12 protein-coding genes are annotated in these 13,097 nt (G+C 65.0%); 9 read left to right on the top strand and 3 right to left on the bottom strand.

The annotated features are described in order from the left end of the window. Positions 1-47 precede the first annotated feature (47 nt). From GJB56_RS04420 to GJB56_RS04440, 5 genes are all read left to right on the top strand, one after another. Positions 48-1,277 carry a cysteine desulfurase family protein gene (locus GJB56_RS04420; RefSeq protein WP_113682973.1) on the top strand — a complete coding sequence of 410 codons (1,230 nt, stop codon included), beginning with the start codon at positions 48-50 and terminating at the stop codon, positions 1,275-1,277. Then, positions 1,277-2,389, top strand: coding sequence for a tRNA 2-thiouridine(34) synthase MnmA (mnmA, locus tag GJB56_RS04425; RefSeq protein WP_092763647.1), 1,113 nt, complete (start codon positions 1,277-1,279; stop codon positions 2,387-2,389). Before GJB56_RS04420 ends, mnmA begins: the two co-directional genes overlap by 1 nt. Continuing rightward, positions 2,386-3,408, top strand: coding sequence for a methionine synthase (locus GJB56_RS04430; RefSeq protein WP_113682972.1), 1,023 nt, complete (start codon positions 2,386-2,388; stop codon positions 3,406-3,408). Before mnmA ends, GJB56_RS04430 begins: the two co-directional genes overlap by 4 nt. An 82-nt stretch (positions 3,409-3,490) precedes the next feature. Continuing rightward, positions 3,491-5,572: an NAD-dependent DNA ligase LigA gene (ligA, locus tag GJB56_RS04435; RefSeq protein ID WP_232252717.1), complete on the top strand. Its 2,082-nt coding sequence runs from the start codon at positions 3,491-3,493 to the stop codon at positions 5,570-5,572. Between the two features lie 47 nt (positions 5,573-5,619). Beyond that, positions 5,620-6,108 carry a GNAT family N-acetyltransferase gene (locus GJB56_RS04440; protein ID WP_019747912.1) on the top strand — a complete coding sequence of 163 codons (489 nt, stop codon included), beginning with the start codon at positions 5,620-5,622 and terminating at the stop codon, positions 6,106-6,108. A gap of 13 nt (positions 6,109-6,121) precedes the next feature. Here GJB56_RS04440 and GJB56_RS04445 read toward each other — a convergent pair whose 3' ends face one another. Continuing rightward, on the bottom strand, positions 6,122-6,772 hold the full coding sequence (locus tag GJB56_RS04445; protein WP_020969299.1) for a hypothetical protein: 651 nt from the start codon (positions 6,770-6,772) through the stop codon (positions 6,122-6,124). A 278-nt stretch (positions 6,773-7,050) separates the two neighbouring features. On the opposite strand from GJB56_RS04445, the gene gatC reads away from it, so the two are divergent. Then, on the top strand, positions 7,051-7,350 hold the full coding sequence (gene gatC / locus GJB56_RS04450) for an Asp-tRNA(Asn)/Glu-tRNA(Gln) amidotransferase subunit GatC (RefSeq protein WP_003944747.1): 300 nt from the start codon (positions 7,051-7,053) through the stop codon (positions 7,348-7,350). After that, complete coding sequence (gene gatA / locus GJB56_RS04455; protein ID WP_020907250.1) at positions 7,347-8,825, top strand: Asp-tRNA(Asn)/Glu-tRNA(Gln) amidotransferase subunit GatA; 1,479 nt, start codon at positions 7,347-7,349, stop codon at positions 8,823-8,825. The genes gatC and gatA overlap by 4 nt, the downstream gene beginning before the upstream one ends. 57 nt (positions 8,826-8,882) lie before the next feature. On the opposite strand, the gene GJB56_RS04460 is transcribed toward gatA, so the two are convergent. After that, a complete protein-coding gene (locus GJB56_RS04460) occupies positions 8,883-10,283 on the bottom strand; it encodes an alpha/beta-hydrolase family protein (protein ID WP_113682971.1) in 1,401 nt (466 codons plus the stop codon). Continuing rightward, the gene (locus tag GJB56_RS04465) at positions 10,280-10,954 is read right to left on the bottom strand and encodes a hypothetical protein (protein ID WP_029255103.1); all 675 of its coding nucleotides are present in this window, start codon (positions 10,952-10,954) and stop codon (positions 10,280-10,282) included. Before GJB56_RS04465 ends, GJB56_RS04460 begins: the two co-directional genes overlap by 4 nt. Positions 10,955-11,118: 164 nt before the next feature. On the opposite strand from GJB56_RS04465, the gene GJB56_RS04470 reads away from it, so the two are divergent. Together GJB56_RS04470 and GJB56_RS04475 are read left to right on the top strand one after the other, a co-directional pair. Then, on the top strand, positions 11,119-12,393 hold the full coding sequence (locus GJB56_RS04470) for a sensor histidine kinase (protein WP_047890156.1): 1,275 nt from the start codon (positions 11,119-11,121) through the stop codon (positions 12,391-12,393). 9 nt (positions 12,394-12,402) lie between these two features. Beyond that, a complete protein-coding gene (locus GJB56_RS04475) occupies positions 12,403-13,065 on the top strand; it encodes a response regulator (RefSeq protein ID WP_007729374.1) in 663 nt (220 codons plus the stop codon). Positions 13,066-13,097 lie beyond the last annotated feature (32 nt).

A 13,097-nucleotide genomic window follows, 5' to 3' on the forward strand; every position in this document is an offset into this window, starting at 1 on the left:
TGAGCGAGGCTGGGCGAACTCTCGTGCTGGGCTATCCTTGTCAAGCCATGACTCTGCCTGCACACAGTGCCCACGCCGGATTTCCGGTGTACCTCGATCATGCCGCCACGACTCCGATGTCGGCAGCCGCTATCGAGGCGATGACCGATACCTTCAAAACCGTGGGCAACGCGTCCTCGCTGCACGGTTCCGGCCGTGCGGCCCGGCGCCGCGTCGAGGAGTCGCGGGAATCGATCGCTGCCAGCCTGGGTGCGCGGCCTTCGGAGGTCATCTTCACCTCCGGCGGAACCGAGAGCGACAATCTCGCGGTCAAGGGCATCTACTGGGCTCGCCGTGACGCCGATCCGCGACGCACTCGCATCCTGGCCAGTTCCGTCGAGCATCATGCGGTGCTCGACACCGTCGAGTGGCTCGAGCAGCACGAGGGCGCGCGCGTGACGTGGTTGCCGGTCGACGAGAACGGTGTCGTTGACCCGCAGACCTTGCGCGACGAGCTTTCCGTCCACGCCGACGAGGTAGCACTCGTTACGGTGATGTGGGCCAACAACGAGGTCGGCTCCATCATGCCGATCGTGGAGTTGGCGGAGATTTCGGCTGAGTTCGAGATTCCGATGCACAGCGACGCGGTTCAGGCCGTTGCGCAATTGCCGGTCGATTTCGCGGCGAGCAAGTTGTCCGCGCTGAGCATCGCGGCGCACAAGTTCGGTGGTCCGCACGGCGTCGGCGCACTGCTGCTCGGACGCCAGGTTCCGTGTGTGCCGCTCCTTCACGGCGGCGGACACGAACGTGATCTGCGTTCGGGCACTCCGGATACTGCGGGCGTTGTCGGGATGGCTGCGGCGCTGCGCGCAAACGTCGAGAACTTCGATTCCAGCACAAGGGAATTGGCGCAGTTGCGTGACCGTTTGATCGACGGAGTCCTGGAGATTCTTCCCGAGTCGGTGCTCAACGGCCCGACCGGATCCGATCGGCTTCCCGGTAACGCGCACTTCACCTTCCCCGGCTGCGAGGGCGATTCGTTGCTGATGCTGCTCGACGCCGCCGGTATCGAATGTTCCACCGGTTCGGCCTGCACCGCCGGTGTGGCCAGAGCCAGCCATGTCTTGATCGCGATGGGCGTCGAATCGCCCGTCGCGCGTGGCTCACTGAGATTTTCGCTCGGACATACGTCGAGTGTCACCGATGTGGACGCGCTGATCGCTGCGCTTCCACAAGTAGTAGAGCGCGCTCGGGCCGCCGGTCTTGCCGGTGCCGGTTCGCGTGGAGGGGATCGCTGATGCGAGTACTCGCAGCCATGAGCGGAGGTGTCGACTCCGCTGTCGCCGCCGCCCGCGCTGTTGCCGCCGGACATGACGTCGTCGGCGTTCATCTTGCGCTGTCCACGGCGCCGGGTGCATTGCGGACGGGTTCGCGTGGATGCTGCTCGAAGGAAGATGCCGGCGACGCCAGGCGCGCTGCCGACGTCCTCGGAATACCCTTCTACGTCTGGGATTTCGCCGATCGCTTCAAGGAAGACGTGATCGACGACTTCGTGGCGTCGTACGCAGCGGGTGAGACCCCCAATCCGTGCCTGCGGTGCAACGAGAAGATCAAGTTCACCGCACTGGCCGACCGTGCGGTCGCTCTCGGCTTCGATGCCGTGGCGACCGGTCACTACGCGCGCCTCGAAGACGGCGTCCTACGCCGGGCGGTCGACGCGGACAAGGACCAGTCGTATGTCCTCGGTGTGCTGACGGCCGATCAGCTTTCGCGAGCGATGTTCCCGATCGGTGACACACCGAAAGAACAGATCCGCGAGGAAGCCGCCGAGCGCGGTCTGGCTGTGGCGAACAAGCCTGACAGCCATGACATCTGCTTCATCCCGACCGGCGATACCCGAGCATTCCTGGGTGCGCGCATCGGCGTTCGTCCGGGAAGCGTCGTCGATGCCGATTCGGGTGAGGTCCTCGCTGCACACGACGGCGTACACGGCTTCACGATCGGACAGCGCAAGGGGCTCGGCGTCGAAGGTCCCGCAGGTGACGGCCGTCCGCGGTACGTGACCGCGATCGAGCCCGAAACCGGAACGGTGCGAGTCGGTTCGGCCAAGAATCTCGACGTCTGGGCCATCTCGGCCCAGCGCGCGATCTGGACCTCGGGCCAGGCGCCGGAGGGCCCCGTCGAGTGCATGGTGCAGGTCCGTGCGCACGGCGGACTTGCGCAGGCCGTTGCGGACGCCGTCGACGACGGTACTTCGGGCGGCGGCATCTCCATTTCGTTGCGCGAACCACTGACCGGCGTCGCGAAGGGCCAGGCCGTCGTGCTGTATCGCCCCGACAGCGAACTGGGCGACCAGGTTCTCGGCAGTGGCACCATCTCCGGCACCGAATCCGAGCCGAACACACTGTGACACAGCAGGTTTCCATCGGTGGCCTCGTCACCGGAATCGGATCCTGGCCGGGCACGGACGCCCGCGAAAGCGCCGCAACCATCCTTGGCGAACTGGGCGGTTTCCCACACCTGGTGGAGTTGCCGAGCCGCGGTCTCGGCGCTGACATGGTCGGCCGAGCAGGCGCCATTCTGGTCGACATCAACCTCGATGCCTCAACCCGCGCCTATCGCGTCGTGCCTCGGCGGGGCAACGTCGCGAAGCGAGCCGAGGACTTCCTGAATCAGGATCTCGACGCACTCGAGGAAGCCTGGGAATCGGCCCGTCTGGTCGGCGGAGACCACGTGATAAAGCTCCAAGCTGCCGGCCCGCTGACACTCGGCGCCGAGATCGAGGTTGCAAACGGTTCGCGAGTTCTCGTCGACCGTGGGGCACTCCGGGACATCGCCGAATCACTTGGTGAGGGGCTCGCGCGCCACGCCGCCGAGGTCACTCGTCGTACCGGTGCCCGAGTGGTGATCCAATTGGACGAGCCGCAGCTCGCGGCAGTGCTGGCCGGTTCACTACCCGGGCGCACCAAGATGGAGAGCGTTCCGGCTCTCCCGGAACCCGAGGCGCTCGCCGTTCTCGACTCGACGATCAGCGGTTGCGGACTGCCCACAATCGTCCACAGTTGCGGCGCCGACATGCCGTGGGATCTGCTGAGGCGAAGCCAGGCGTTCGGCGTGAGCTTCGACATGTCGCTCATCGGCTCACGTGATCTGGACGGCATCGGCCAGTTGTTCGACGCCGGCAAGGAATTGGCGCTCGGTCTGGTTCCTTCCGCCCCGCCGGAAAAGCCGGTGACGTGGAAAGAGTGCGCGATGCCGGCCGTCACCCTGATCGATCGTCTCGGCTTCTCGCGTGAACTCCTGCAGAACCAGGTCGCGGTAACCCCAAGCTGTGGTCTTGCGAGTGCGAGCCTCGAGTGGAGTCGAGCCGCCCTTCGGCTGTGCACAGACGTCGGCAAGGCATTGGTGGACGATCCGTCGGCGTTCTGATGTGTTGCGTTCTGACGTGGAGTCGTGTGGTGTGTCGGTGTGAACCGATAATCTTCTAGCTGTGACTGAAACCGCGGATGCAATGCAGCCAGCGCCCAACGAGGCGCGCGAGCAGTGGACGGAGCTGGCCGAAGAGGTACGCCAGCATCAGTTCCGCTACTACGTTCGTGACGCGCCCGTCATTTCGGACGGTGCATTCGACACATTGCTCGGGCAGCTCAATGCTCTCGAAGAGCAGTACCCGGATCTGCGAACTCCCGACTCTCCGACGCAACTCGTAGGCGGCGGATTCGCGACGGACTTCACGTCCGTCGATCACCTCGAGCGGATGCTCAGCCTCGACAACGTCTTCGACGAGTCCGAACTCCGCGGATGGATCGCCAAGGTAGAGCAGGAAACCGGGCCGGAACTGCACTATCTCTGCGAAGTGAAAATCGACGGTGTCGCGCTCAATCTCGTCTACGAGAACGGCAAACTCGTGCGTGCCGCAACCCGCGGTGACGGTCGTACGGGCGAGCTGGTCACTCTCAATGCCCTGACGATCAACGACATCCCGGAGCGGCTCACCGCCACGGACGAATACCCGATTCCAAGCTTGCTCGAGGTGCGAGGAGAGGTGTTCTTCCGCCTCGAGGACTTCGCGGCACTCAATGCCTCCCTCGTGGAGGAGGGTAAGGCGCCGTTCGCCAATCCGCGCAACTCTGCGGCGGGCTCCCTGCGTCAGAAGAATCCTGCCGTCACCGCGCGTCGTCGCCTCGGCATGATCTGCCACGGGTTCGGGCGCATGGAAGGTTTCGAGCCGGCTTCGCAGTACGACGCTTACGTGGCCCTCGCCGCCTGGGGGCTGCCGGTGTCCACGCACACCTCGCGGGTGGTTGGCGCCGACGCCGTGGTCGAGAAGATGAAGTACTGGGGAGAACATCGCCACGACGTCGAGCACGAGATCGACGGGTTGGTGGTCAAGGTCGACGAGATGTCGTTGCATCGACGTCTGGGCACCACGTCTCGCGCACCGCGGTGGGCGATCGCGTACAAGTACCCGCCGGAAGAGGTCACGACCAAGCTCCTCGACATCCGGGTCAGTGTCGGCCGTACGGGTCGCGTGACGCCGTTTGCGTACATGGAACCCGTCACGGTGGCGGGTTCCACTGTGTCCTTGGCCACGCTGCACAACGGATCCGAGGTCAAACGCAAGGGTGTGCTGATCGGCGACACCGTGGTGTTGCGTAAGGCCGGAGATGTGATTCCCGAGGTCCTCGGACCCGTGGCAGACGTGCGCGACGGTACCGAGCGCGAGTTCGTGATGCCGACGCATTGCCCCGAGTGCGGCACGTTGTTGGCACCCGCGAAAGAGGGCGACGTCGACGTGCGATGCCCTAATCAGCAGTACTGCCCGGCGCAGTTGCGCGAGCGCGTGTTCCACGTCTCGGGGCGCGGAGCATTCGACATCGAGGTGCTCGGTTACGAGGCCGCGACCGGGCTGCTGGAGGCGAAGGTCATCGGTGACGAGGGCGATCTCTTTTCACTCGACGCCGAGAAACTGATCGAGGTTCCCATCTTCCGCACCAATGCGGGAGCACTGTCTGCCAACGGAAAACGCTTGCTGGCCAACCTGGATTCGGCCAAGGACAAGCCGCTGTGGAGAGTGCTTGTGGCGCTGTCGATTCGGCACGTCGGCCCCACTGCTGCGAGGGCGTTGGCTGGCGAATTCGGTTCGCTGCAACGTATTCGGGAAGCGTCGGTCGACGAGTTGGCTGCAGTCGACGGCGTTGGATCCACGATCGCCGCCGCTGTCGTGGAGTGGTTCTCCGTCGACTGGCATCAGCAGATCGTCGACAAGTGGGCTTCGGCCGGGGTGCGCATGGAGGACGAGCGAGACGACTCGATTCCGCGCAATCTCGAGGGTCTCTCGATCGTCGTCACCGGTTCGCTCGAGACGTACTCGCGAGATCAGGCGAAGGAAGCGATTCTGGTGCGCGGCGGTAAGGCGGCTGGGTCGGTCTCGAAGAAGACTGCGTTTGTCGTCGTCGGTGAAGCGCCCGGTTCCAAGCATGACAAGGCAGTCGAATTGGGTGTGCCGGTGCTCGACGAAGACGGCTTCCGGCGGTTGCTCGAAGATGGCCCGGATGCGGTCGCTCCCACCGATTTGGACGAATCAGAGTGACTTTGTCCGATTTCTGAGATTGGTGTGCTGGGTGCGATAGTGACGCCATGATCGAGATTCGTGAAGTTCTACCGGCTGAGTTCGAGACCGTCGGGGAACTGACTGTGCAGTCGTACGTGGGTGGCGGATTTGTCGCCGGCGGATCGCCGTACGCGGAGCGCCTGCGAGACACCGCAACTCGCGTGGAGCAGGGGCGGGTGCTGGTTGCCGTTCTCGGCGAAGAGGTCGTGGGTTCTTTGACGATCGCCGAACCCGGCACGCCCTTCGCGGATGTTGCGCAGAAGGGCGAACTCGAGTTCCGCATGCTCGCGGTCTCGCCGCAGGCTCGGGGATCGGGCGCCGGAACCGCATTGGTTCGCGCAGTGATCGCCGAAGCCTACGACCGAGGCGATCACTCGGTGGTCATCTCGACGCAGCCCGAGATGGTCGATGCTCGTCGCATCTACGACCGCAACGGGTTCGTCCCCGATCCCGAGCGCGCGTGGGAGCCGATTCGCGGTATGGAGTTGACGGTCATGGTTCGCGGTCTGGCCTGATTACCCAGCCTGGTCAGCCCAACACTGTCGCGACGATTCCGGCGAGATAGCCGAGGCGGGCTATCTCCGAAGGGCGAAATTCGGGTCCTCCGGGACGACCGAGCATGAGGACTCGATTGCCGGAGCCGAGCGGTGCGGCAGCGAGGCTGGTGTTCATCTCTCGCCAGACGTCCGGAACCCAGTCGGCCTCGCCGTCGAGGGCGGTTGGCTTGTCCAGTGGCATCCACGGAATGTCGGTGGCATGGGTTTCCGGCGCGCCGGCGCTACCGACGACGCGGTACGCACCGTGCTTGCCGATGTCCGCGACGACGCACCAGCCGACTCGCAGTACACGCGGCGCGCCGTCGACGAGGACCTGTAGTCGATCGTTTCGGGCTGTCGCAACGGAATCGATGAGTTCGAGCTCGCGATGGGTGTCGAGAATCCCGGCGTAGGGGCGGATCGAATCGACCAGCACGTCGGGCAGATGCTCGGCAGCGGTGATCAAGGTGTCGGGCAGTGCGCCGGGTTCGACGTCGACCACGAGGTCGTCGATGGCAAAACCGTCGCCTCGCTCCACGACGTCGAGGGAGAGGATGTCTGCGCCCACGGATCCGAGAGCTACGGCGAGCGCGCCGAGGCTGCCGGGTCGGTCGGGCAGTTGGACGCGAAGCAGGTACGACACGTGCGTGCCTTTCGCTGATCGGTTCTCGCCCGGATCACGTCGACCCGGGCCACACCCATCTTTGCACTTGCTCAGCACGCGTTGGTGGGCGCCGCGGCGGGGTCACACCGGGTGCACATGCTTGTCACACGAGCGAAACACGAGGTGGATTCGACGTGGCGGTGGACACAGTAGGCGTGCGTACCGGTCGACACAGCAGGCGTGCTTACAGGTCTGTCGCGGCGAGGAACTAGGCTGGACCGGCAATGTTCACGTCCTCTTCCGAAAGGGGCCCCGCGGTGCCTGCCATCTCCCGTGACGAGGTCGCGCACCTCGCGCGGCTGTCCAGACTCGCCCTGTCCGATGCCGAACTCGACGAGTTCGCCGGTCAGTTGGATTCGATTCTCAACCACGTCAAGGTGGTCACCGAGGTTGCGGCCGACGACGTCCCGCCCATGGCGAACCCCAATGCCGTCACCAACGTGACGCGCCCCGACGTGATCGTGCCCGGGTTGACCCCCGAGCAGGCATTGTCCGGAGCACCCGCAGTCGAACAGGATCGCTTTGCGGTTCCGCAGATCCTTGGAGAGGGCGAATGACCGATCTGACCACGCTGGACGCCGCTGAGCTGGCCGGCAAGATCCACTCGCGTGAGGTGTCCTCGGTAGAGGTCACGCAGGCGCATCTCGACCGCATCGCTGCCGTCGACACCGAGTACCACGCCTTCCTGCACGTTGCCGGTGAACAGGCTCTCGAAGCCGCCGCAGCAGTGGACAACTCGCTCGCAGGCGGAAACGAACCCGCTTCGGCACTCGCCGGAGTTCCGATTGCGTTGAAGGACATCTTCACCACGACGGACATGCCGACCACCTGTGCGTCGAAGATTCTCGAAGGCTGGGTTGCGCCGTACGACGCGACCCTGACGAGCAAGCTTCGCGCTGCGGGCATCCCGATCCTCGGCAAGACGAACCTCGACGAATTTGCGATGGGCTCCTCCACGGAGAACTCCGCATTCGGTCCGACGCGTAACCCGTGGGATGTCACCCGCATCCCCGGCGGATCCGGTGGTGGTAGCGCTGCAGCGCTCGCGTCCCGTCAGGCCCCGTTGGCCATCGGCACCGACACCGGCGGGTCGATCCGTCAGCCCGCTGCGGTCACCGCGACGGTCGGAACCAAGCCGACGTACGGAACTGTCTCGCGCTTCGGGCTCGTCGCGTGCGCCTCCTCGCTCGATCAGGGTGGCCCCTGTGGTCGCACCGTGCTCGACACCGCTCTGCTGCACGAGGTCATCGCCGGGCACGATCCGCGTGACTCCACGTCCATCGACGCCCCCGTGCGTCCGGTGGTCGCTGCGGCACGTGAGGGTGCAGCCGGGGACCTGCGCGGCGTCAAGGTCGGTGTGGTCAAGGAACTTCACTCCGACAGCTACCAGCCCGGCGTCATCGCTTCCTTCGACGCTGCTGTCGAGCAACTCAAGGCTTTGGGCGCCGAAGTTGTCGAGGTTTCGTGCCCGAGCTTCGAGCACGCGCTCGCGTCGTACTACCTGGTGCTGCCCAGTGAGGTCTCGTCCAACCTGGCCCGCTTCGACGCCATGCGCTACGGACTGCGCGTCGACGAAGGCAACATGAGTGCCGACCAGGTCATGGCGGCAACCCGCGCCGCCGGTTTCGGCCCGGAGGTCAAGCGCCGCATCATGATCGGTACCTACGCACTGTCCTCGGGCTACTACGACGCCTACTACGGTTCGGCGCTCAAGGTTCGTACCCTCATCGCACGCGATTTCGACAAGGCCTACGAGAAGGTAGACGTACTGGTCTCGCCGACCAGCCCGTTCACGCCGTGGAAGTTGGGGGAGAAGGTCGGCGATCCGTTGGCCATGTACCTCTCCGACCTGTGCACGCTGCCGACCAACCTGGCCGGACACTGCGCGATGTCGGTGCCATCGGGTCTGTCCGCGGACGACAACCTGCCGGTGGGCTTGCAGATCATGGCGCCCGCCATGGCTGACGAGCGCCTCTACCGTGTCGGTGCCGCCTACGAAGCTGCTCGCGGCCCGATTGCAACTGCAGTCTGACCTGTTTGCTGTGCGCCTTTATTAACCCCCCGCGGTTAATAAAGGCGCACAGCAGTTTCAGGAGCAAGTCCCCAAAGCTGTTCCCTGATCGGTTCCGTAGCGGTGGCCGTGACCGGCGGGTACACCGAGCGAACCGAGCATGTCGACGGTGGTCTGCAAGAACGTGACGCCTGGGATCCACTGCGGGATCGGGCCGTCCTGCACGGCACGGCTCAGATCCGGCTTCTGCGTCGCGAGGGCGGGGGACCACCACACCACCGGGTCGGACGTGTTCGCGAGGACGGTTGCGCCGTCCGTTCGTGTGGCGCCGGCCGGGGGACCGGCCCACAACACGTCGCACGGGACGATGGGACTGCCCTCGGACAGAGCCTCGGTCAGTGCGGCGCTGCCGCCGACGGCGCCGAGGCTCTGTCCGTAGAGGAACAGGTCCGGTCGATCCTCGGCCGGCATCGCGGCAATGTGGCTACCGACAGCCGTGAACAGGGCGGTGGCTGATTCTTCGGCGTCGTCGCGGCTGAACAGGAATGTCGCCCAACTGGGTGCGTCGGAGTATTGCTGCCCGACTATCGCGACGTCTCCGCCGAACCGTTGCTCGATACCGTCGACTGCGTGGGTGTCGATCCACCCCGAGCCGGTCGGAACGGCCACCACGACGCTGTTGCGGGCGAAGCCGCCGACGCGATCGAGCTCACTCACGGCGAGAGCGGCACGCGATGCGGTATCGGGTGCGGAATCCACACCGGCGTAGACGCGCACCGAGTCTTCACCTGCAGCGATGAATTTGCGTCCCTCCGCGCCCATCGAGGTCCACGAGATGAGCGATTCGGAGCTGCCTGTCGCAGAGGCCGAAAGTGGCTGTGTCAGAGCGGTGTCGATGTACGCGTTGGACTTGTCGAACGAATCGGCGAGGCCGTTCCAGACGGCGGGACCGACGACCAACTGCACGCCGAGGACTCCCATGACCAGTGCGCCCACGCTCCGCGCGAAACCCATCCACCGCAGCGCCTTCGAAAGTCCGACCCCGAGGCCCCAGAGTGCAAGGGCGGTCAGCGAGGCAATGCACCCCGCCTCCACCCAGTGGATCAGCCCGGCAGGCGGTGCGCCCATCGCTGCTCGCAGCGAGTTCTGCCAACCGGCGGCGGCGAACATCGCAACTGCGGTGCCGGCAGTCGACAACCCGAACGCGGTGATGCGCCAATGACGTTCGTCGAATCGGGCCTTGACCCGGTCGGGGACGAGCCGACGGGCTACCGCGGAGAACGCCCACATCGCCAGTAGCCCGACCGCGACGAGCAGACCGCTGAATACCCCTTGGAGTACGGCTGATCTCGGCAGGAGTCCGGGAGCTAGCGAGATGGCGGACGTCGCTGCCACGGCGACGCTCGTGGACACCCGGGGGAGTTCGAGCGCCCCGACTCGGGCGAGGACGGGGGTCCGTGACGCATTCAGAACGCTCATGCTGCAATCGCTTTCGGGGAGAAGGAGAACTCGTTCGACGGATCGAGGCGCCGCGATCGCATCAGGGTGAAGCCGAGGGCGGAAACTGCCAGAACTCCGGCCGTGCCGTAACCGAACCCCGATTCCGCGACCGGTGTCAGATAGCTTTGGCGCCAAGAGTTTCCGTTCACCGCTGTGACGGCGACATCGGCCATCGCGAAGCAATACCCACGTGAGAGAAAGGACGTGCGGTCTTCACAGGCCGCATGCATTCGCTCGTCGAGCTGACCGTCGAGGACCTGGCGGGCCCACGGCCCCAGTTCCGTTCCGTGCGAATGCGCGTAGCGGAGTAGGTCGTACCCGAGATCGTGTGCTTTGCAGGCCGAGTCGAATTCGTCGGGAAGCGGAATCGGTGACGAGCAGTCGCCGTGGGGGTTGGCGAGGTATCCGTCGACGACGGTAGGCGTGTAGCCGGCAAATGCGGCGAAATCCGACGGGATGGTGGTCGCAGCATCAGAGGCATCCGCGGTAGTCACAGTGGCGATCGCCCTGGATGCGTTCGAATTCTCGGTGCGCGGCGGCTCGGCTCCGCTCGCTCCGGCAGTGACGGTGATCGCTGCCGTTGCCGCCAGCGCCAGGGCAGCCCAGGTGCCGGCGCTTCGAGAGAGGTCTTTCACTCGTGTGATCCGCATGCCGTTCACGCTATGAACGGACAATCCTGGCGGTCATCGCTCTGGAGAGGGGTTCTCCGACGTGCGATCGGGTGAGAATTCCCTCCCCTGTGATACCTCGGAGGTAGGGGGATCTCACTCTGCAGTATGAGGACTTTCGGGGTTCGCCTTCATAGGCTTGACGGGTGATCAAGGTCCGAAGGAAGAACAGAGGCGCACCGGGTGTGCCCGCGCCGACATACACCACTGCCGGGTCGGTGCTGTCCGGCCTCGACGGGGCGGTCGTACATTCGGAGAAGGTGCGCCGGGCAACCAGTTTCGTGGCCCGCGGTCAGTTCTGGAACATCGTCATCGTAGTGATCACTCTGATCCTCTATTCGATTGCCTGGCCGACACTGCAACTGACGCATCATGTTTCGCCGCCGATCATGCCCTTCGTCGCCGCGTTGGCCGCCTTTCCGTTTGTCCTGATCCGGATCAACGCTCCGTTGGGATGGGCGGTGTCGGCGGTGTCGGCACTGATCATCCCGTTGGTGTTCGACAACACGACTGGTTACGACTACCCGTGGCAGGTCGTCCACATCATCGTGCTGATGTCGTTGCTGGCCGCGGTGAGTCTGCGAGCACCCATTCAGGTTGTCGGTGTCGCCTGGATCGCCACGGTGCTGCTTTTCCTCGGCAACGCTCCGGGAAGCGACGGAGCCGGTTGGGCCGTCGGGCTGAGCGCCCTGGTGGTCTTCTGCCTGCTGATCCGCTGGTTGGTTCTCTCGCGCCGTCAGTTGGCCAAGCAGGAGGAAGTCAGCGAACTCGAACGCACACGGCGCACGATCCTCGAGGAGAAGGCGCGTATCGCCCGCGACTTGCACGACATCGTGGCCCACCACATGTCGATGGTGGTCGTGCAAGCGCAGAGTGCGCCGTACCGACTCGATGCGGTCACTCCCGAGATCCGGACCGAATTCGAATCGATAAGTGAGACAGGGCGAGCAGCGCTCAACGAGATTCGTGGTCTCCTCGGAGTGCTGCGCAGCGACGGTGACTCCGTGGTGACGGCCCCGCAACCGGGCGTCGACCAGTTGGACGAACTGCTGCTCGGCAGTACCCGTGCGGGACTTCCGGTGTCGTGGCGAGTCGACGGAGATCGAGCGTCGGTCTCGGAATCCACGGGCCTTGCGCTCTACCGGATCATTCAGGAGTCGATTACCAATGCGGCCAGGCATTCACCAGGCGGACCCATCGAGGTCGCCGTGGCGTTCGGCCCGCAATCGGTGAGCGCGCTCGTGAACAACGGGCCTTCGCCATTGGGTGGCAATCAGCACTCGGCGTCGGAAACCACTGGTGGCAACGGAATACGCGGAATGCGTGAGCGGGCTTCGGCGGTGGGCGGCATGCTGTTGGCAAACCGGCGCGAGGACGGAGGGTTCGAGGTCCGGGCCGAGTTGCCGTCGATGCCCGCCTAGGCTGTCCGAGTGCCCATCACAGTATTCATCGCAGACGACCAGGCGATGGTTCGACAAGGGTTCGGAGCCCTACTCTCCGCTCAGCCAGACATCAGCGTGATCGGCGATGCGCCGGACGGCAAGATCGCCGTCGCCGAGGTCGCGCGATTGCGTCCGGACGTGGTGTTGATGGATGTTCGTATGCCCGAGATGAACGGACTCGACGCTGCCCGCCAGATTCTGTCCGCCGGATGGGAACCGCCGGTGCGAGTCCTCATGCTCACCACTTTCGACATCGACGATTACGTCTACGAGGCATTGAGCGTCGGAGCGAGCGGGTTCATGCTCAAGGACGCACCGGCTGAGGAACTGATTCGGGCGGTGCGCGTCGTCGCCGAAGGGCAGGCCTTGCTGGCGCCGACGGTGACGCGTCGCCTGATTGCCGATGTAACCAGCCGGCGGGCCGCACCGCGCGCACGGCCCGCAGCGCTCGATGCGCTGACCCCGCGTGAGCGCGAGGTCCTCGAACTGATCGCCCGCGGATTGTCCAACGTCGAGATCGCCGAGCGGCTGTTCGTCGCCGAGCAGACCGTCAAGACCCATGTCGGGAAGGTGCTGTCCAAGCTCGATCTGCGCGATCGCGCCCAGGCAGTCGTGTTGGCGTACGAAAGCGGGCTCGTCACGCCGGGTTAGTGGCCCAGTGCGGCGCGGCGTTGCGGCTCGGC

Source organism: Rhodococcus sp. AQ5-07 (assembly GCF_009707305.1).
GTDB classification, from domain to species: domain Bacteria; phylum Actinomycetota; class Actinomycetes; order Mycobacteriales; family Mycobacteriaceae; genus Rhodococcus_F; species Rhodococcus_F erythropolis.

What these genes read in the sequence shown, in the direction of transcription:
- GJB56_RS04420 (WP_113682973.1), top strand. Translation starts at nt 48, where the DNA reads ATGACTCTGCCTGCACACAGTGCCCACGCCGGATTTCCGGTGTACCTC.
- mnmA (WP_092763647.1), top strand. Translation starts at nt 1,277, where the DNA reads ATGCGAGTACTCGCAGCCATGAGCGGAGGTGTCGACTCCGCTGTCGCC.
- ligA (WP_232252717.1), top strand. Translation starts at nt 3,491, where the DNA reads ATGCAGCCAGCGCCCAACGAGGCGCGCGAGCAGTGGACGGAGCTGGCC.
- GJB56_RS04440 (WP_019747912.1), top strand. Translation starts at nt 5,620, where the DNA reads ATGATCGAGATTCGTGAAGTTCTACCGGCTGAGTTCGAGACCGTCGGG.
- gatA (WP_020907250.1), top strand. Translation starts at nt 7,347, where the DNA reads ATGACCGATCTGACCACGCTGGACGCCGCTGAGCTGGCCGGCAAGATC.
- GJB56_RS04460 (WP_113682971.1), bottom strand. Translation starts at nt 10,283, where the DNA reads ATGAGCGTTCTGAATGCGTCACGGACCCCCGTCCTCGCCCGAGTCGGG.
- GJB56_RS04465 (WP_029255103.1), bottom strand. Translation starts at nt 10,954, where the DNA reads ATGCGGATCACACGAGTGAAAGACCTCTCTCGAAGCGCCGGCACCTGG.